This window comes from Nocardia transvalensis (assembly GCF_015477765.1).
In the GTDB taxonomy this organism is placed as follows: Bacteria; Actinomycetota; Actinomycetes; order Mycobacteriales; family Mycobacteriaceae; genus Nocardia; species Nocardia transvalensis_A.
The window spans coordinates 734,587-755,178 of sequence record NZ_JADLQQ010000001.1 but is presented as its reverse complement, the minus strand read 5'-3'; the positions used below and the strand labels follow the sequence as shown (position 1 = coordinate 755,178).

Sequence of the window (20,592 nt, the reverse complement as noted above, 5' to 3'; positions counted from 1 at the left end):
CCACCGAGGCGATCGCGACCGCGGCGACTCGGCTGGCGGTCCGGCTGCTGGGTCAGCGGGCGCTGGCCGCCATCCGATCCCTGGTGGAGCGCAAGCTCATCGGCGCCATGCTGCGGTTCACCGCGGAGCATGTCGTGGTCGGGACGTTCCTGGGTGCCGGTCAGGATATGGCCATTCAAGTGGGGCAGCTCGCGGCCGGGCATCGCAAAGGGATCGACTGGGAGCGGGTGGGGATCACGGCGTGGTCGGCCGGTGCGGCCGGTGCGATCGGCGGGCCCGTGGGTGCGCGGCTCGGCCGTGCGGCAGCGCATGTGCCGGTGCCGGGTGGCCGGTGGGGAGCCGCGGCCAAGGGCGCGGTGGTCGGGGCCGGGGCGGGAATTGTCGGCGGCGTCGCCTCGTGGGGTGCGGGCGGGTTGTTGGGCAATGGCTGGACCTGGGATCCGCGGGTGCTCACCAGCGGGGCGGCCTTCGGTGTTCCGGTCGGCGCCGGGAAGGGATTCCACGGGGCGGGACGCGGTCGAGGGCCGGGCGTCGAATTCAACGCGCCCGATCCCGCGCGCATGGATCAGCCCGACGGCAGCGCACCGCCGCCACCCCGATCGAGTGCCGCCGGGTCGGTGCCGGGCGGCTCGGAGGGCAATGTCGCTGCCGGGCCCAAACCTTCAGAGGCGGCGTCCCATGGGCCTGCTGCCCCGCGCGGCACGGGCACCCATGCGGCGAATGCGGAAGTGCCTGCATCGCATTCCACCTCCGGTGAGAATCACTTCGAACCGGCAACCGGACGCTCGTCGGAGACCCACGGCACCAGCGCAAGTCGGCCTGACGATGTCTCGGGCCGATCCACCGAGCCGTCGGCCGACCGCGGCACGACGACACCATCCGAAGCAACCGGTGGCGGAGCCGCAGCCCGTCAGGATGCACCACACGAGGCCGGAACGAGCGCAGCACCGGAACCGACGCGGGGCCAGCCAGACCCCGCCCACAGCGGGAACACCGGCGCCGAGCCCCACTCGGGCGAGCCTGACCCTGCGCCCCACCGTGATCCGTCCACTGGCGACTCTGTCGGCGAGCGTGCCGGGGATGCAGGCCCATCGACACAGGGGCGGAGCGCCGACGGAGTGGATGCAAACCCACATGGCAGCGAATCGGATGCAGCGAATGCCGCTACGCCCCACCGTGATCCATTGGTTGGCGATTCGGTCGATCGCCACGATGTGGATGCGCCTGGACGTGACAGGGCACCCGAACTGGTGCAGGAAGACGGCACTGGCTCCCGTCCGGAGACGCGAGGTAACGAGCTTGGCGACGTGAGAGTTGCTCCATTCGAGCGTGATCCGTCGGCCACCGGCGCTGTGGACGGCCATGGCGCGGATGCTGGCGCGTCGGTACGTGAGCAGGGGCTCGACGATGGGGCGCCCGGGCATGCCGCACAGTCGGGGGCGTCGTCGCACTCCGGTGGTGCCGATGGGCGGATCGGGGGCGGGAATGAGATGAGGTCCGGTGCGGAGCAGGGGGTTTCGACTCGGTCGACTGCCTCCGACTCGAGTCGTTCCACCTCGGGTATGCAGGGGCAAGGGGCCTCGGAGAACCGTGGTGGTGCTGGAGCCAGGGCAAATGCGGCGGGACGTTCGGCGAATGATGGTGCTGCAACACCTCTGCAGGCCGGTCGAGCCGAGGGTGCTGTGCCCCGCCTCCAAGAGCAGTCGTCCTCTCCCACACGGGAACTCGACGAAGATCGTGAACGCGCCGAGCAGTCAGTGCCGGAGAACGTGTCGCAACCACAGTCCGGTAACACGCAAACCCATCGCCCCGAGGAAGAGGAACAGCACCGGGCCCCCACCGACACCACGTCGAAGATCCCCTACACACCAAGGTATTTCAGCCTCCCTCCCACCCCCGAATACCAGGCCCCCGAGCCTCCCGACGATGACGTGTGGTCCGGCCGCGGCCCCCAGCCCCAACCCGAACCTCAGCCGGAACCAAAGCCTAGGCCCCAGCCTGAGCCACACCCCGCGCCCGAACCAGGCCCGAAACCAGAATCTCGGCCCGAGCCGCCCCCTGCGCCGGAGCCAGGACCGAGCCCGGAGCCAGAGCCGCAGCCGAAACCGGTACCCGAGCCTGAGCCGGAACCGCAGCCGCGTCCCGAACCCGAGCCGCAGCCGCAGCCGCAGCCTGAACCGCTGCCCGGGCCGTGGCCGGAGCCGCAGCCTCGACCGGAGCCGGGACCGCAGCCGCAGCCTGAACCGCTGCCCGGGCCGTGGCCGGAGCCGCAGCCTCGACCGGATCCGTGGCCGGGACCGCAGCCGTGGCCTGAACCCGAGCCGTGGCCGGAGCCCGGGCCGTGGCCTGCGCCGGAATCGGGACCGCAGCCGTGGCCGGAGCCTGAACCGCAGCCGTGGCCGGAGCCGCAGCCTCGGCCGGAGCCGTGGCCGGGACGGCAGCCGTGGCCTGAACCCGAACCGCAGGCCCGACCGCAGCCGTGGCCGGAGCCCGCGAGGTCCTGGCCGTGCCCTGAGTCAGGGCGGGAACCGCTGCCCCTGCCGGAGCCTGGGCTTCGTCCTCGAGCGGAACCGTGGTCTTCGCCTGGGCCGGTCCCAGAGGCTGAACCCCGGACGCGACCGGAGCTCGCGAGGCGGTCTGAGTCGGGGCGGGAGACGTTGCCCATGCCGGAGTCCGATCCCGATGATCGGCGACGTTCTCGCCTGTTCGGTGGTGGTCGGTGACGAGTCCAATGCTGTCGGGACCGGTGTCCGTCGGCGGGAAGGAGGTGCTGTGACCAACGAGCGGGTCAAGGCCGATATGGCCGAGATCATGGACGAATTGCGGTGGCACCTACGGGAAATGGCGAGGATTCGGGTCGAGCGGGACGGGATCGTCGGGCGGGCGTCGGTGCGCCGCAATCGGGTTACGGTGCTGGCGAATGCCGAAGGCAGGGTGCTGGAGACGAAGTTCGGTCCCGATGTGTGGGAGCTGAGCCCTCAGGAGGTCGCGCGCGCATTCACCGAGGCCGCGCAGCTCGCGGCCGCCGACGCCCTCCGGCAGGTGCGGGAACTGTTGGCGCCCATCGAGGCCCGTCGAGCCAGCCGCCCGAAACTGTCGGACCTGATCGAGGGAATGCCCGAGCTGGGTGAGATGCCGCCGATCGCGCCCATGGTCGACGACCGGTAGCGGCGGCTACCACAGGGATCTGGGCCGCAGCGAATTGGCCAGGTCGACAAGGTGATAGCGATGCAGGCGCCCCGGGGCCGTCCGTGCGAGGGCGCGCAGCACGGATTCCAGCCCCTCCCGCAGACCCGCCGCCGTCCAGGCGGACCCCAGGATGGTCTCGGCAGATTCCGGCCGATGCTCGGCGCCCCGCAGCCAGGCCAGGGCCGCGCCCAAGACGAGGGCCTGCAACTGCAGCTGACGCGGCTCGTCGGGCAGCGCCTGCAGCCGGGCCGCGGCCTCGTCGAGATCGGCTCGGGTCGTCTCGGTCGGTGGCCGCGAGATCAACAGCAGACATCCGGTCAGCTGGGCCGCGTTGTGATGCCGCGACGTCGCGGGCACCTGCTCCAGGGTCGAGACGGCCGCGGCGATATCGCCGTCGGCCGCCAACCGCCGCACCAAACCGAATGCCGCGCTGGCAATGGTCCGGTTGGTGCGCCAGACGGTCCGGTAGTAGTCGGCCGCGATCCGCGACCAGTGCTCGACATCTCCCCAGCCCGAAGCGGATTGGAGGATGAGCTCGGCGGTCCCGGCCAGTGCCAGCTGCGGTGCGAGCTCCCCGGGCACCCGGGTGTGCACCCGGTCGAAATGCTCGAAAGCCTGCTCGTAGTGTCCGTCGGACAGTTCGACGATGCCCAGGAACCAGCCGACGCGCCAATCCGCGCAATACTCGGGCGGCAGGCTGTCCAGCTCGGCCCGTGCCCGTTGCACCTCGCGCAGATCGAGATGGGCCCGCACGGCGATGAGCGTGCCCTCCAGTTCGAAGGATTCGGGCGTGCCGATCGTCCCCGCCCGCATCTGCTGCAGCGCGTCGAGGGCCCGGTGCGGATCCCCGTGCAGCAGCGGGGTCAGCAGCTCCGCGCTCGGATCCTCACTGTCGATCAACGGGATGGGGAGGGCCGAGATGATGCGGGTCGCGTCCAGGCCCGGCCTGCGGTGCATCCCGTCCACGATCCCGTCGGTCTGCCGGATCAGTGCATCGACGCCGAATTCCCCTCGCGGAGTGCCGAATACGGCAGAGACCTGCGGATACTCCTTACCGGTGTGTTCGGCGAGGACGATCCGCAACACCCCCGCCAACTGCCGGTACATCGCATGGGCGGACGGAAACCGCTGGGCCGGATCGGGATCGGTGGCCCGCTCCAGCAACCGCGCGTACGACGGATAGCGGCGCAGCACCGAATCCCGGTCCGGCGAGGGCAGTCCGGGCAGCTTGTGACCATCCGGGCCGGTCGGCAGGTCCAGGGTCAGCGCCGCCAGCGTCCGCCCCACGGTGTAGATGTCGGAGGCCACCGTGGGCCCGGTCTTGGTGAACTCCGGCGCTTGATATCCCGGTGTGCCGTAGAGGCTTCCGCCCGAGTTGCGGGCCGCGACCGCGCCGAGATCGATGAGTTTGACCTCATCCTCGCTCACCATGATGTTGTCGGGTTTGAGGTCGTTGTAGGCCAGGCCGCAGGAATGCAGATAGTCCAGCGCCGGAAGGACCTCCATCACATAGGTGATCGCCTCGGCCACCGGAATGCGTTCGGGCGCCCGCAGATCGAGCATCGTCTTCAGCGAACGACCGCCGACGTACTCCATCACGATGTAACCGGCCTGCACCCCGTCCGCGGCCCGGTGTTTGACGAAGTTGAAGATCTTCACGATGCCGGGATGGGTCATCTCGGACAGGAATTGGCGCTCCGCCAGCGCGACGACGTGCGCCTCGAAATCGAGCGGGTTCTGCAGCCCTTTCAGCACCACCCAGCGGTCGCTGACATTGCGGTCGCGCGCCAGATAGATCCAGCCCATGCCGCCGTATGCCAGACATCCCTGCACCTCGTACTGGCCCCCGACCAGTTCGCCGCGATGCAGGAGCGGCCGGAAATTGAACGGCGCACCGCAGTGCGGGCACGTCCCGGACGTGGGCGCGGCCTCGCTCCCGGAGGCGCGCCCGACCGGCTTCTGACACTTCCAGCAGAACCGCTTGTTCTCGGGGACCTCCGGATCGGTGAGGATCACCGCGGCCGGGTCGACCTCCGGGATCCGGGGGAGCGAGACCAGCCCGGCACCGAGGCGGCGGACGGCCGGACGCGACCGGGTGCCGGGGCGGGTGTCCGGGTCGTCGTCGAGCCCGTCCGTTTCCGGCGCCCAGGGCCGCGTTCCGGCGGAGGTCTGCCGGGTGGCCCAGGCGGGAGAGTCGGAGCGGTCCTGCGGTGTCCGACGGGTGGCCGATGGGGTCGGGTCGGGTGGGACGGATGCGCAGGATTGCTCCGGCATTCGATCCTCTCCGGCCAACGACGACGACAGTTCCTCGTCCCCCCGCTCCGCGTCGGGACGGGAAATCGGCGTCGGACAGGGGCGGACGAGCCTCTGTGCGATTGTGCCCTATCGGTCTCGGAGCTCGCCGTAGGTCGTCCGGGTCGGCTCGTGATCGTCGCGGTGTTCCAGCGGACGCTCGGCAACCACCGGGAACTGGCCGGTGTAACCGTCGCGCAGGGCCGCCATCCGCAGCACCCGCCGACGCGCCAGGAACCAGCCGCCGATCAGCGCGGGCAGCATGATCACCAGCATCGCGATGACGGCACCGCGCTGGACATCGTTGTTGCTGAACAGCATGAGCAGCACCACCGCGACCAGGAAGACCAGCGTGGCGATCCCGGTGTAGGGCGCGCCGATCAGCCGGAACGCCGGGCGCTCCATCCGGCCCTCGCGGGCCCACTGCCACAGCTTCAGCTGGCACAGGATGATCGCCGCCCAGGCCGTGATGGTCCCCAGCGCCGACACGTTCAGCACGATCTCGAACGCCTTCTGCGGCACGAGGGCATTGAGGCCGACGCCGACGAGGGCGACGGTGCCGGTGGCGAGGATGCCCACGTAGGGCACGCCGCGCCGGGACATCCGCCCCGCGATGGCCGGAGCGCTGCCGTTCATCGCCATCGAGCGCAGGATGCGGCCGGTGGAGTACAGCCCGGCGTTGAGGCTCGAGAATGCCGCGGTCAGCACGACCAGGTTCATGACCGTGCCGGCGCCGTCGATGCCCAGCTTGGAGAAGAACGTCACGAACGGGCTCTCGCCGGATTTGAAGGCGGTGTAGGGCAGCAGCAGCGCGAGCAGCACCAGCGAGCCGACGTAGAACAGCGCGATCCGGGCGATGACCGAGTTGATGGCCCGCGGCATGATCTTGGCCGGGTTCTCGGCCTCACCGGCCGCGGTGCCGATCAATTCCACCGAGGCGTAGGCGAAGACGACGCCCGTGGTACACAGGACCAGCGGAAGGGCGCCGTTGGGCAGCAGCCCGCCGTGATCGCTGATGACGCTGATTCCGGTGCCGGCCCCCTCGATGGTGAAGCGCCCGGCGAGGAAGATGGTGCCGATGATCAGGAACCCGACCAGCGCGACAACCTTGATCAGGGCCGCCCAGAACTCCATCTCGCCGAACCACTTGACCGAGACCATGTTGATGGAAACCACCACCACCAGCGCGATCAGGGCGATGACCCACTGCGGAACGACCTTCAGCGAGCCCCAGTAGTGGACGTAGGTGGCGATCGCGGTGATATCGACGATGCCGGTCATACACCAGTGGAAGAAGTACATCCAGCCGACGCCGAAGGCCAGCTTCTCGCCGTAGAACTCCCGCGCGTACGAGACGAACGATCCCGACGACGGCCGGTGCAGGACCAATTCGCCCAGCGCCCGCAGGATGAAGAACACGAAAACGCCGCACACGGCGTAGGCCAGGAACAGTCCGGCGCCGGCCTCTTTGAGCCGTCCACCCGCCCCGAGGAACAGTCCGGTGCCGATGGCGCCACCGATCGCGATCATCTGCAGCTGACGAGGGCGCAGCGCCTTGTGGTATCCGGCGTCCTCGGCATGCAGGGCATGTGCCGCGGCGGCCTGGGTGTCGGCCTCCGACGGTCGCACTGTGGTCATGACGATGGCCTTTCATGTGATGGCGATCATATCGCCGAACAACGTACCGCTACTTAACGGTACGTTCAACAGTTGTGCACCGATGCGGGTGTGGTTTGCTTGTGATATGGCAGCGGGCGGTGATACGGCGGCGGGGGCAGAGTTCACGATCGATGAGCTGGCCCGCCAGGCCGGTACGACCGTACGCAGCCTGCGTGTCTACCACGAGCGCGGGGTGCTGCCGCCGCCGCAGGTGAAGGGACGCACCGGGTTCTACGGCCCCGAACATCTGAATCGGGTGCGGACCATCAGCCGGCTGCTCGATCGCGGAATCAAGCTCAACGGCATTCGAGAATTACTCGAGGCCTGGGACCGCGGCGACGACCTGGGTGACATTCTCGGCGTGGGGGAGCACGAGGTGAGCATCCCGGGGCTCGCTGCCCCGGAGGTCGTCGAGTCCGGGGTGGCCCCGTCGGCCGAGACGGATGAAACCACCATTGCCGCAACCGAACTCGCACAGCTGTATCGCGATGTGCCGAACGGCCTCGCGCGGGTGATCGCGGCCGGAATGTACGAGCCGGTCGACGCCGCCACCTATCGCGTCGTCGACGCTCAGCTCATCCGGGTGGCCGAACGGCTGGCCGCCGCGGGCCTGCCGCAGGATCGGGTGCTCGACGAGCTGGAGTGGCTGGTGACCGACTGCGAGCGGATCGCGCGCCGCTTCGCGGACCTGTTCGAGCGGACGGCCTTGCAGACGTTCCGGCAGTCCGCGCGCGGCACCGACGATATCGCCGAGGTCACCGCGCGCCTGGCCGAGGCGCGGATCGTGCCCGGCCGAGTCGCCGCCGAGCTGGTCGACCGGTTCGTGGGCCGCTATCTCGACCGGGCCGCCGCCGAACTGCCGGACGGTCCGTCCGCGCGCTAAGGCTCGGTCCGGGGCGTGGGCGTGCCGACGCGATGTCGGGTCATCGTCGTGAGCGGCACCATTCCGCTCCAGCCGCAAGGCCGGTCACAGGTGGCAAGTACGGTGGTGTCGCAATGTCGGGATGCCGAAGCCCGTGCGGGATAACCACATTCGGGGCACTTGCCGAAAAAGTCCAGGATCTCCTGGGGTCCGGGGGCCGCAGCGGTGCGGCGCTTGGTCATGATCGTCTCCTCGCCCGGGTGGTGCGGTGGCGTCCGAGATATCGGGGCATAGCGGTCGGTAGTACCGAACGGTAACTTCCCGGTCGATAGATCGCGGTGAATTCCGCCATCGCACTGGAGATTTCACAAGGGTGGGGCAGAGAAGGTGCAGGTGTCTCACCGTCATTGGGGCCACGGTTGTGAGATGCCCCGAAATTCCTCGTGTTTCAGGCCTCCAGCAGCAGGGTGACCGGGCCGTCGTTGACCAGCGAAATATGCATGTGTGCGCCGAAGCGGCCGGTGGCCACCGTGGTTCCCAGTTCGCGCAGGGTGGCGGCGAAGATGTCGACGAGGGGTTCGGCGACGGCGCCGGGTGCCGCGGCGGACCAGGACGGACGGCGGCCCTTGCGGGTGTCGGCGTAGAGGGTGAACTGGCTGACCACCAGAACGGGTGCGCCGAGATCGGCCACGGACTGCTCGTCCTGCAGAATCCGCAGCCGAAACAGCTTGTCCGCCAGGGTTTTCGCCGTCGCTTCGGTGTCGGTGTGGGTGACGCCGACCAGCGCCAGCAGACCGTGGGGCACCCCCGCCGCAACCGGATCGATGCGCCCGACCACCTCGTCGCCCACGCTGACCTGTGCCGAACTCACTCGTTGGACCAGTACTCGCACGGTGACCCATCCTCTCAGGCCGAATCGCCTTTCCACCGCCGCCACCCCGCGTTCACGTCGGCGCAACTGGCGATTCGCTGGCGGCTGGCATCGTCGGGCGGGCACGAGGCTCGCGCGGGTGGGCCGGATGAGCGGCGGAGGGACAAGGCGATGACGGTTGAGTTCGATCCGGATCTGTTTCGCGCGGCGGCGGCCAAGACGGGGGATGTCCGCGACAGGATCAAGACCGTGATGGACACCCTGACGGCATCGCTGGATTCGGGTTCGCCCTGGGGTAACGACGCGATCGGTTCGCAGTTCTACGACGGGAAGAACGGTTACGGGGAGACCAAGCGCAATCTGTACGAGGGCGGGGGCAACTTCCAGACCACCTTCGGCAATTTCTCGAAGGGCCAACACGATACGGCGAACCTGCTGGAGCGTCAGGATCACGCCAACGGCCGCGGTCTGCGCTGAATTCGGGGCCGTCGCAGTGGCGAACGAGTACACCCGGGCCGAGATGGCCTCGATCCTGGACGACGTGCAGCAGCAACTGCGCACCATTGCCCGGATCCAACAGGAACGCACGCGATTGCTGGCCACCGTGACCGTGCGCAGGCGCGTGACGGTCACCGTGAATGCCGAGGGCACGGTTGTGGAAACCAGATTCGGTCCCGATATCGAGGACCTGAGCTATCCGGAGATCGCCGCGGCGTTCACCGAGGCGGCGCAGCGGGCGGCGGCGGAGGTGGCGCGCAAGGGTCGTGAGCTGATGATGCCGCTGCACGATCAGCGCGCCCGGCTGCCCCGATTGAGCGATCTGATCGAGGGGATGCCGGACTTCGACATGCCGTCGGCGCCACCGGTTTCCACCGCACCCCCGAGTGAGCGCCGGGGTGATGCCGAGGCGGGGCGGTTCACCGATGTGGAAGCGGTCGAGCCGGTCGGCGAGCGAGGCCGCGGTATCACCGATTCGAGCTGGTGACACCGGAGCATAGCGATGGCTGAGCTACCCGGCTGGCTGCAATGGCTGGAGTGGGTGGCGGGATCGGATTGGCCCGACGGCGATCCGGACCGCATGCGGGACGGCGTCGCCCGGCCGTGGCGAACCGCCGCCGGGGAGATGCGCGACATCCTGGCCGATATCGAGGCCGCGAAGTCGGCATCGCTGGCCGCCTATCCGCAGGGCCAGGGCATCGAGAAGATCACCGAGGCGTTCGACGAACTGTTGCACGGTGACAAGTCGCTCGAACAGTTGGCGAAGAACTTCGAGGCGGTCGCCGACACCGCGGACGAGGTCGGCACCGAAATCGAATACACCCAGCTGATGTTCATCACCTCGCTGGGGTTGCTGGCCGCCGAGATCGCGGCCGCGTGGATCTTTCCGCCGACCGCCCCGGCGGTCGAGGCCGCCGCGATCGCCACCACCCGGATCGGGCTGCGGTTGCTCAGCCAGCAGTTGCTCGCCACGGTGCGGCGCATCGTCACCCGGCTCATCTCGTCGTCCACGCTGAAATTCCTCGCCAAGCATGTGGCGATCGATACCGCGCTGGGTACGTTGCAGGAGATCGGGATTCAGGCCTATCAGGTCGCGGAGGGGCATCGGAAGGGCATCAACTGGGAGCAGGTCGCGGTCACCGCGGTGAGCTCGGCCGCGGGTGGTGCCGCGGCGGGGCCGGTGGGCGACGTGTTGGGAAAGGGGTTGGGGCGCAAGCTCGGTGATTCCACACTGGGCGGCATCGCGAACGGGGCGATCACCGGAACGACGGCGGGCCTGGTCGGCGCCGGTGCGGGCTGGGCCGCCGCCACCGGCACCCAGCTCGCCATCGACACCTATAAATACGGCTGGGACAAGGCCTGGGAGAACGCGAAGAGCACCCCCATCGACCCGCGCATGTTCACCGCCGGTGCCTCCAACGGCGCCCTCAGTGGCGCCAACAAGGCCGGTGCAAACAGCTTTTGGCACAACCGGAACCCAGATCTCGCCAACCGTCCCGGTTTCGCGAACCGACTACAAGGGCTGTTCGACGATCTCGGCGCGCCCCGCCCGGGCTCCAACGGCGACGGAGGCTCTCCCCCTGCGGCCGACGGGAGCACACGCAACACAGGCGGCGGGACGCCGGGTGGCGATGGCTCGGGCCGGGGTGCTGCGGATGGAACGGGTGCGCCCGGTGACGACGGTTCGTCGCGGGGCGGCTCGAGCGGGGCGGGCACGCCGGGTGGTGATAGTTCGTCGCGGGGCGGGGGCGCGTCGAGCGGGGCGGGCACGCCGGATGGTGATGGTTCGTCGCCGCGTGGGGGCGACTCGAGTGGGGTCGGTGCGCCGCATGGCGATTCGTCTCAGGAGGGTGGTGCCTCGAACGGTGGTTCCGCTCGAGCTGGTGGAGCTCCGGGCGGCACCACAAACGGTGACGGCGCGAGCTTCGGGGGCAGCGCGTCGCACCCCGAGAACACACCCAGCGGCACACCGAACGACGGCACATCTACCGGGATCGGCGACGGCCACGTCCCCGGAACCTCGCAGGCTGCAGATACTCCAGCAGAGCCCGCCGGTGGAGAAGTACCGAAGGACCCTGGCGCGCCCGCCGAGGGGGCTGGAGAGCCTGGGCGTCACGGAAGTCAAGTGCAGCAGCTTTCGGGTGAACAGGGGGTGAGTGAGCGCGGTAGTGCAGGGGAAACGGAGGGGCAGAGTGCGGGGGTTGTGCAGGCGCGGGCCGAAGCGGGGGCGGCTGACGGGGGTGAGGAGCGGGCTCGGGTTGATGGTGGCGTGGAGCAGCGGGTTGATAGTGGTGTGGGGCAAGGGGGAGCGGGGCGTGAGAACGGCGCGGGTTCGGTTGAGCAGCCGGTGGGTTCGGGTGTGCGTGAGGGAGTACGGGAAGGTGAACCGGCGGCGAGGGGCGGTGAAAACGATGGTGGGGGAGCGGTTTCCGGCCACGTCGGGGTTGCCGCGGCCGGGCCTGCGGTGGGCTCGGTGTCCGGTGGGACGCCGCTGGTCGGGCACCATCCTGCCGCGGCGTCGACGAGTGGGGGTGAGAACAACGGCGGAGGTGCGGGTTCTCGTGCCACCGCCGAGGGGCGTTCGCCGATAGGTGCCCAGCGGGGCGAGCAACCGCGGGGGCAGGCCGGTGGTGAAGGCAGCGGTGGTGCTCGGGAGGGGAGGGCCGCGCCTCAGGAGACGGCGCATTCGGGTGGAGTCGGTCAAAACCGTTCCGGCACAATGGATGTATCGAGGTCCGGGAGCGAGGCCCACGCTGGTGCTCGGGAGGGTGGGACTGCTGGCGCGTCCCAGGGGGCCGGTGAGTCGGGTAAAGATCGGTCCGGCGCATCGGCAGGCTCGGAGAATCGGGCGGAGAGTTCTGGGCTTGCACGGGGTGAAGTCGAGGGGGTTTTGCAGGCCGGGGCCGCGCAGGCGGAGGCTGGGCGGGCCGAGCAGCGCGGCGGGGCGTCGGAGTCGGATGGTTCAGTGCCCTTTGCGCCGGTGGCGGCCGCGCACGGGGGTGTTGATCCGGGGCAGCGGGCCACTCCGGCTCGTGGTGCCGGTGGTGGTGGGAAGGAACCGCCGTCCGGTCCGCCGAAAGCGGCCGGGGTGCCGGACGATCCGGGTGAGGATCGGTCGCGGGGCGATTCGAATCAGCAAGGCGCTGTGGGTGATTCGCCGGTGCTCGAACCGGACGCGATCACCGGGCCGGACCAGGCGCGCGACGTCCAGGTCGATGTCGAGGGCGAACAGGTGCCGGTGCGCGTTGTTCCCGATGGCGAGAATAGTTGGCGACCGGTTACTTCCGAGGGGAGCAACACACTCGCACGACAGGAAGGGAATGACACCCCGGCGCGCAGGCCGCTCTTGCGTCGGATGTGGCAGCGGATTCGGGAGACGCTGAGCCCGCGCCCCTACGAGGGCCCCTCCTACAAGTACCCATCCGGTTCCGGCCTCGATTCGCGCGGCCAGACCGCCGTCAAGGATGGTGTTGTCCACGCGCCCGACCTGTTCGAACACCACCCTCCGAGTGCGCCGCCTCCGCCGCCGCACGACGGGCCGACGGCCTCGCCCGCACCCGAATCGGGACGATCGGGCGGCGATCCGGTCGTCCGCGTTCTGAAGGAAGGTGTGACGGTCTGGAAGAACCGCGAACATCTTCCGCTGCTGGGTCGGCTCTCGGCACGGATGGTGCTGCAGGCGGGCGAGCACGTGCCGATGCACACCTCCGCCGGGGAGGAATACAAGCCCTGGCTTACCGACGGTGATCCCGAGCAGGCACATCGCAATATCGCCGACGGTCTGGAGCATGGCTGGATCAGGCCCGAAGACGCCGGGCAGGATCTGCGCGAGCTGCTGGATCAGGTCACCGATCCGGACTTACGGCGGAGAATCCTGGTCGACTTGGCTCGCTTCGACCTGATGCCGGGGGATGAGGCGCGCGCCAGGCTCAGGGAGCTGTTCGACGCGAGCACCGATCCCGAATTCCGCCGGCGCATGATCGACGAGCTGGTGGTCCATGACCTGATCTCGATCGAGGAGTCCGTCGACCTCGAACACGAACCTATTCCGGACGCACCGCAGCAGATCGAACCCCCTCCCGACGCCCCGCCACCGGGGGACGAGACGCTCTCGGAGCTGGCGCAGCGGCTCGGTTTCCCCCTGCCCGACGAGAGCCCGGACACCGTTCGCCGCGTACTGGCCGAGCAGGAGTACCGGTGTTTGCGGGCGGCGGCCTCGATCGAGGGCCTCGCCGATGCGGCCCGGCGCTACGACGAGGAGATCACTCGCCCCTATGTGTGGCGCGACGGCGACGGCACCCCCGACGGGACCGCCGTCGCGGTGCCGAAGGGGGAGGTGCCGCGCAGCTTCTTCGACGACAACCCGATGGGGCATTTCCTCACCGAGCTGATCGTTGCCCGGGGCGGCGATCTCGGTCTGCGGGATACGGTGCCGGTCGGCAACGGCGCCGACCCGCTGCCGGAGTGGAATCACGTCGGCGAGAATCCGGAGCCGGGCCGTGACGACGGGCCCGCCGCCTACTTCCAACACGCGTTGCGGCGCGATCAGCTGCGCGACGAATTGTCCACGTGGGCACAGATGTTCGGCCTCGGCTTCGATGAGGTCACCGGACGCAATCCGGACGGCACCCTGAGGGTGGACGACACGGTCAATCGGTTGCGCGCGGAAAACGCCGCTCGCGCCGACCGGCTCGCCGAACTCGCCGCGGCCGCGCACCTGCCGCCGGAGCAACCGCCCGTCGGAGAGCCCTACGGGGATCAAGCGGCCCGGCTTCCCCTCGGGGACGGGCAACCGGATCGGCTGGTGGTGGTCGACGGGCCGCGCGGGCGAGACGAGGTGCTGGCCGATCTCCTCGCGGCGCATCCGGATCTCGCGACGGCGCTGAACGACGGTGCGGTGCAAGTGGATTACCGAAAGGTGCGCGTCGACGCCACCGGCGACATCCACCTCGATCCGGTCGAGACGCCGCAGGTGCATCATCACCGAGGCACCGTCGACGGCCGTGATCTGATCGTGACGATGCTGCGGGACGGGGACGGTCCGTGGCGGGTGGTGCCGCACACCGTCGACCCGGTTGCGGAGACCGCCCCGCACGGTGACGACGGCAGCCTCACCCCACCCCGATCGCCGGACGAGATCCTCGGCGATCTGGTGGATGTCGCACGGGAATTGGGGCTCGGACCCACGGATGTGCTTCGGATGCTGCAGGATCCGCAGGAGCTGGCGCGGACGGTTGCGGATCTGAAACTGGTCAACGCCGTGCGGGCCGGGCAGATCGAGGCCCTGTCGGACTATGCGCGATCGATGAACGACATCCAGACCTTCCATCTGCTGCAGGGCAGTGACGGCAAGGGACGGGCGCCGTTGGCGGAGCTACTGGGGCTCACGGAGGCGGAGCTGACCCCGAATGCATTGGCGGAGCGGATCGCCGATGCGGGTCAGCGGACGGCCCTGCGGCAACAGCAGATGACGGCGCTGATCGATTACGCGAAGCTGGTGCGCTCGGTCGACCCCGAGGTGGTCGACGCCGCCCGGCAGCGGCTCGCGGAGCGGCTGCTCGGCGAGGATGGGGATCCGACCGACCTCTCACCGATGAAGCCGACGGTGCTCGAAAAGGGCCCCACGCAATGGGAACCCGATCGCAACGGCCTGGATCCGAAGAAGTTGTATCGGGCGGTCCGGGCGTTGGAGGCACAGGGGCAGCACGCGCTGGTGCGCGATGCGTTCGCCGAATACGCGCGCGCAGTGATCGGTGCCGATCCCTACTCCGAGGTGCCGCGCGGCGATCGAGCCGCCGATCCGCGTGTGGCCGACGAAGAGGCGCGGGTGCACGACGTAGCTGCCCTGCCCGGATTGCGCGAGATCATCACGGACGCACTGGGATCGGCCGATCCCCTCGATTTCGCCCGTGCCGTCGCGGAGGCCGCGGCGCGCGCCGGAGAGCCACCCGCGGATCCGGCCCGCCCACAGCCCGGCGGCGATTGGTCCCGCTTGGTCGGTGTGGACCTCGCCGGCGCCGACGGCACGACCTTCAAGAAGGTGTACGAGGCATACCGGGACGGCCGAATCGACAACCACGAGGGCCCCGAGGATCTCGACGCCGAGGTCGACGCCTTGCGCGACGAGATCCGAAACCGGCAGCAGCAGATCAACCGCCTGGCCGACCTGTCCGACCAACTCCAGCAGAACTCCCGCGACCTGCATCCTGGCGACCAGCCCGACGGACCGGAGCACAGCCCCTCACCACCTCCCCTCGACCCCACCCCTGGCGAGGCCCCACACCATCAGCCCGAATCGGATCGGCCCTCCACACCCGACGGTCCCGCGAACACCCCTGAGCACCAGGAGAATTCATCTCCCCAGGCCGCCCGCCCCGAGGAAGCATTGCACCGCGAACTGGCGAAGCTGGACGAGGTGTTCCGGCGGAACGAGGAGGAGGCGGATCGCCAGCATCGTGAGTTGATGGAGCGGGTGCAGGGACTTCGGCGGGAATTGGCTGAGGCTGTGGGGGAATTCGGCACTACCGAACCCACTAGGGGTATTCCACCCGAATCTCCTACCCCGAGCTCCGATCCCGCCGTACCCCCGGCCAACCCCTCTCGGTCCGAGCAACCGCACGCGACCACCGAGCCCAGTCCGGCCAACGCGCCGGAACCATCTCGCCCCCAAGCTGTCTCGCCAGAGACGACCGTCCGCCCCGACCCAGCCTCCTCCGAGGGCACCGCCGACCACACCCATACCCCCGCGGACAACGGCAACGACCGCACCAACACCACACCTCCACCCGACGACGCCCACCGACCTGCCCGCCGTCCGATCCTCCGCTCACACATCCCTCACCCCCCGAAGTCCTACGACTTCGACCTCCCCACCTACGAGCCCCCCACTCCCCAAACCCCCACCTGGCTCCCTCACCCACCCCAGCCCCCAGAACCAGCCCAGCCCCCAGAACCACCCCAGCCCCCACACTTCCCGGAGCCCCCACGCGCTCCGGCACCACCGCCCCCTCCTGCGGAACCGCCGCACTCCCCGACACCACCACATCCGCCGAAGCCACCCCATCCGCCGGTGCCCCCGCACCCGCCGGTGCCTCCTCGGCTGCCGGAGCCCCCGCACGCACCGGTGCCTCCTCGGCTGCCGGAGCCCCCGGACGCACCGGTGCCTCCTCGGCTGCTGGAGCCCCCGCACCCGCCGGTGCCTCCTCATCTGCCGGTGCCCCCGCACCCGCCGGTGCCTCCACATCTACCGGAGCCCCAGCGCCTGCCGGAGCCTTCACATCCGCCGGCGCCACCGCACCGTCCTGTGGCACCGCCGCACTCACCGATGCCACCGAATTCGCCGGAGCCACCCCGTCTGCCGGAGCCTCCTCATCTGCCAGGGCTGTCACAGTCTCCGGTGCCGCCGCCATCTGACTTGTCCGGGCCTCCCGCACTGCCGGAGCCGTCGCACCGCCCGTCGGAACCACCGCGGTCGTTGGAGCCGGGATACCTGACCGAACCGGAACACCCGTTGTTGCCGCGCTCCGGTGAACCGCAGCCGTTCGGTGAGGGCGGCGAGAATGGACCCGCCGTTGCGCCGCCGCCTGTTCTACCGCCCACACCCGGTGGTGGCGCCAGGCGCGGCGGTGGAGCGGGGCGACGACGGTCCTTCACCAGTGCTGTGCAGCGTGCAGGCAGCGGTGAGTTGTTGGTGCAGGAGCACGGTGGGTTCGGGCAGTATGCGTTGTTCGATCCGGGGAGCGGGGAAATGCGCGAGGCGCCGGGAGTCGTCGGGGCGCCGGGTGGGGTGTATGGGCGGCTGGGGGAGGTTCATGTGGTGTTTTATCGGGGGGCCGGTGGGTTGGGGGTCCGTGTGGGTGAGCGGGTGTTCGGGCTGGAGGATTCAGGTGTTGCCGTGGTCTGGGAAGTGTTGGGGGACAGGCAGGTTCGGTTTGCGGTGACCGGCGGTGGTGGATTCGGGTGTGAAGTGCGTTATCGCGCGGTTACGGCGGATCTCGATCTGGGGCTGTTGATTCGTGATGTGTGGGCCGATCCGGATCGGCGCAGCCGGATCTTCGGGCGATGATGCGGAAGGACAGAAGAAAACATTCCCACGGTTGTGCCAGGATTGAACCAGTCAGGGATGAGGAGATTGCTGCGACGTGACCAGACCAGACGATGACGCCCGCGACAACCAGCTGCCCGGCGAACCGGCCCCCGATCACCGCCCGGACGCCTCGGAGGGCGCTCGCGACGACGAGGTGATGGCGGCCTTCGCGAAGGGACTTGCCGAGTCCGACGCCGAACCCGACATCACATTCAGTCTGGCCGAGGAGCCGTCGGATCCGGCCGCTCGGGCCAAGGGCCTGAGCCATCGGATCGCGCGCGACCTCGCGGCCGCGGGCCCGCAGGGGTGGCGACGGCTGGAGGCCGCCTTCGCGGTCACCGCGGTGGCCGAGGTAGCGCAGATCGTCTTCTTCGACGACCAGCAACGATCGGTGCGCATCCCGGCGTCGGAGGCGGTGCTCGCCCTGGTGCGCGAACAGCGCGAGGTGTCGGCGGGCCTGTCCGAGGGACCGTGGTGGCGGCTGTTGCTTCAGCTCGACAACGCGGGTCGATTGGAGGTCGACTACGACTACGGCGACGACCCGTTCCCGGACGACCAGCTGTTCCGCCCGGAGGTGTATCGGGCCGACCTGCAGGCATATCCGCGCGAACGGCTGCCGGTGTGGCTGGCCGCCTACATCGGACATGCCGGTCGCCAGTCGCGGCCGCCGGCGGAGGCCGCCCGCCGGGCCCGCGACGATCGATCCGCCGGTGTGCGACCGGTGGTTTCGGAGCGTGACTTCCCCACCCTGCCCACCATGTGGTCGCGCTGGGCGGTGATGGCGGCGGCGTTCGTCGGCCGCGAATCCGAATGGGGACCGCGGGTATTGCCGTCGCTGGGCTGGTTCGAAGGGTCCAGGCGCAGCGGCTCGACCCTGTATCTGCTGCCCGGCGGCCGTGCGGTGCTGTCGGGCGGCGTATGGAACGCCCCGGAGCTGGACGCGGCGTACAACGACGACGCGCCCATGCCGGGCCTGTATGCCGGTGCCCCGGAGTGGGTGGCCAACCCGGTGCTGAATCCGCGCGCGGCCAACGGCCTGCTGAGCTTCTGCTACTGGTGGGAGAACGGGCGCTGGTATCGCGGCGCATCACCGGCGGCCGACCGACTCGCCGAAGCGGTGCCCGGTTTCTGGACCGCCGACACCGTCACCGATGTGATCGCCGGGCTGGTCGCGGAGCAGCCCACCGAGCGGCAGCGCGCCGCGGTGGCCGATCTGGTGTCGGCCGCCGAGGTCGGTGTGGTCACCCGCGACACCTTGGTGGACGCCTTCGGTGACGACGGCGGCTTCGATATCGATAGCGCCTTTTATCAACTCACCATGGCCGGTGTCACCCTGACGCTGCCCGATCCCATGCCCGAGCACGAAGCCGTCGCGCAGGTGCGGCAGTACATCCTGGACCAGAACCTGGACACCTCCGGATATCCGCTGGACCGGCTGCGCGCGGACCGGATCAACTGCGGCTGGATGGTCTACGTGCCCACCCAGCCCGGCGAGATCGCGATCGGCCGGGCGATCTTCTACATCGCCGACGACGGTGTCCTCGAGCAGTCCTCGTCGTCGGTCGCGCCCTCGGTCTATATCGCCGAATTCGAGAAGCGATACCAGGAGCGCCACGGCGCCGACGCCTGAAACCGCGAGTGCGGTACGCCCGGGCCACGGACCGCGGCCGTAGCTCGGGCGCACCGCGATGTCAGCTGGAAACCTTTGCGGCCGTCTCGATTTCGGGCTTGTGCTCGGCGTCGATCGTGGACGTGGCCGACGTTTCCCGCATGAAGAAGTAGACGCACAGCGACACCGCTATACACCCGGCGACGTACCAGAAGAACACCGACTCGTGGCCGATCTCCTTCAGCGACAACGCGACCGTCTCGGCCGTGCCGCCGAAGATGGACACCGCCAGTGCGTACGGCAGCCCCACCCCCAGCGCACGGATCCGGGTCGGGAACAGCTCGGCCTTCACGATCGCATTGATCGAGGTGTAGCCGGTGATCATCACGAGTGCGACCATCATCAACGCCCAGGCCGCGACCGGATTGCGGGTTCCGCCCAGCACCGTCATCAGCGGGACGGTGCCCAGGGCGCCGGTGATGCCGAAGAACAGCAGCAACTTCCGGCGGCCGATGCGGTCGGACAGGGCCCCGGCCAGCGGCTGGATCACCACGAACGCCAGCAGTGCCAGGAAATTGATCCAGGCCACCGTCGGCTTCGGAATGCCCGCGGTGTGGATCATGAAGGTCTGCATGTAGGTGGTGTAGGTGTAGAACGCCACCGTGCCGCCCAGGGTCAGACCGACCACGATCAGGCATTCGCGCGGATACTGCAGCAGCACCCGCAGCGTGCCGCGCGCCTCGGGCTGCGCCGTCGTGGACGCCTCGGCGCGATAGGACTCCGACTCGTCCATACCGCGCCGCAGCCACATGATCGCCACCGCGCCGAATGCGCCGATGATGAAGGGAATGCGCCAACCCCAGCTGTGCATCTGATCCTGGGTCAGGATGTTCTGCAGGATGATCTGCACTCCCAGCGCCAGCAGCTGACCGGCCACCAGCGTCACGTACTGGAAGCTGGAGTAGAAGCCGCGCTTGCGAGGAGTGGCCACCTCGGACAGATAGGTCGCGCTGGTGGCGTATTCGGCACCCAGCGACAATCCCTGCAGCAACCGCGCCAGCAGCAGGATCATCGGCGCGAGCACGCCGATGGTCTCATAGCCGGGAGTGAGGGCTATCAGCAGCGATCCAGCGGCCATGACGGAGACCGACAGGGTCAGCGCCGCCCGCCTGCCCGCACGGTCGGCGAAGCGGCCGAGCAGCCAGCCGCCGATCGGGCGCATGAGGAAGCCGAGCGCGAACACCATGGTGGCCTGCAGTAACCGCGCGGTGGAATCGCCTTGGGGAAAGAACGTGTCGGCGAAATACACCCGGAATGCCGCGTAGACGTACCAGTCGTACCACTCGATCAGATTGCCGAGCGATCCGCGCATGACGTTGCCGATGACCCTGCGCTCGCTCACGGGTTGTGTCGAAGCCATGTGAATCTCCTTCTGCCGCCGCATCAGCGGCAGTTATTCACTGTGGGAGCGGCCACAGTACCGAACCAGAATCCGGCCGGATTTCTTACCGTCCGTTAGGGCGGTG

Annotated in this window: 10 protein-coding genes; 6 read left to right on the top strand and 4 right to left on the bottom strand. The window is 69.1% G+C overall.

Going from position 1 to position 20,592, the window contains the following annotated elements; all coding sequences use genetic code 11:
- Positions 1-2,772 precede the first annotated feature (2,772 nt).
- Positions 2,773-3,168, top strand: coding sequence for a YbaB/EbfC family DNA-binding protein (locus IU452_RS03335; protein WP_195107338.1), 396 nt, complete (start codon positions 2,773-2,775; stop codon positions 3,166-3,168).
- 6 nt (positions 3,169-3,174) lie between these two features.
- On the opposite strand, the gene IU452_RS03330 is transcribed toward IU452_RS03335, so the two are convergent.
- Positions 3,175-5,463 (bottom strand): serine/threonine-protein kinase, encoded by a 2,289-nt coding sequence (locus tag IU452_RS03330; protein ID WP_195107337.1) that lies wholly within the window; start codon positions 5,461-5,463, stop codon positions 3,175-3,177.
- 108 nt (positions 5,464-5,571) lie between these two features.
- A complete protein-coding gene (locus IU452_RS03325) occupies positions 5,572-7,119 on the bottom strand; it encodes an amino acid permease (RefSeq protein WP_195107336.1) in 1,548 nt (515 codons plus the stop codon).
- Between the two features lie 106 nt (positions 7,120-7,225).
- On the opposite strand from IU452_RS03325, the gene IU452_RS03320 reads away from it, so the two are divergent.
- Entirely contained in the window at positions 7,226-8,023 is a 798-nt protein-coding gene (locus IU452_RS03320) for a MerR family transcriptional regulator (RefSeq protein ID WP_195107335.1), read from the top strand.
- A gap of 427 nt (positions 8,024-8,450) precedes the next feature.
- Here IU452_RS03320 and dtd read toward each other — a convergent pair whose 3' ends face one another.
- A complete protein-coding gene (gene dtd / locus IU452_RS03315; protein WP_195107334.1) occupies positions 8,451-8,894 on the bottom strand; it encodes a D-aminoacyl-tRNA deacylase in 444 nt (147 codons plus the stop codon).
- Between the two features lie 150 nt (positions 8,895-9,044).
- Here dtd and IU452_RS03310 point away from each other — a divergent pair, with 150 nt between their 5' ends.
- From IU452_RS03310 to IU452_RS03295, 4 genes are all read left to right on the top strand, one after another.
- Positions 9,045-9,350 carry a hypothetical protein gene (locus tag IU452_RS03310; protein WP_195107333.1) on the top strand — a complete coding sequence of 102 codons (306 nt, stop codon included), beginning with the start codon at positions 9,045-9,047 and terminating at the stop codon, positions 9,348-9,350.
- A 16-nt stretch (positions 9,351-9,366) separates the two neighbouring features.
- Positions 9,367-9,858: a YbaB/EbfC family nucleoid-associated protein gene (locus IU452_RS03305; protein WP_324192413.1), complete on the top strand. Its 492-nt coding sequence runs from the start codon at positions 9,367-9,369 to the stop codon at positions 9,856-9,858.
- 15 nt (positions 9,859-9,873) lie between these two features.
- Positions 9,874-17,436, top strand: coding sequence for a hypothetical protein (locus IU452_RS03300; protein ID WP_195107332.1), 7,563 nt, complete (start codon positions 9,874-9,876; stop codon positions 17,434-17,436).
- Between the two features lie 76 nt (positions 17,437-17,512).
- The gene (locus tag IU452_RS03295; protein WP_324192412.1) at positions 17,513-19,087 is read left to right on the top strand and encodes a hypothetical protein; all 1,575 of its coding nucleotides are present in this window, start codon (positions 17,513-17,515) and stop codon (positions 19,085-19,087) included.
- A 61-nt stretch (positions 19,088-19,148) separates the two neighbouring features.
- Here the strand turns inward: IU452_RS03295 and IU452_RS03290 are convergent, their stop codons facing one another.
- Positions 19,149-20,486, bottom strand: coding sequence for an MFS transporter (locus tag IU452_RS03290; RefSeq protein WP_195107331.1), 1,338 nt, complete (start codon positions 20,484-20,486; stop codon positions 19,149-19,151).
- Positions 20,487-20,592: the final 106 nt, after the last annotated feature.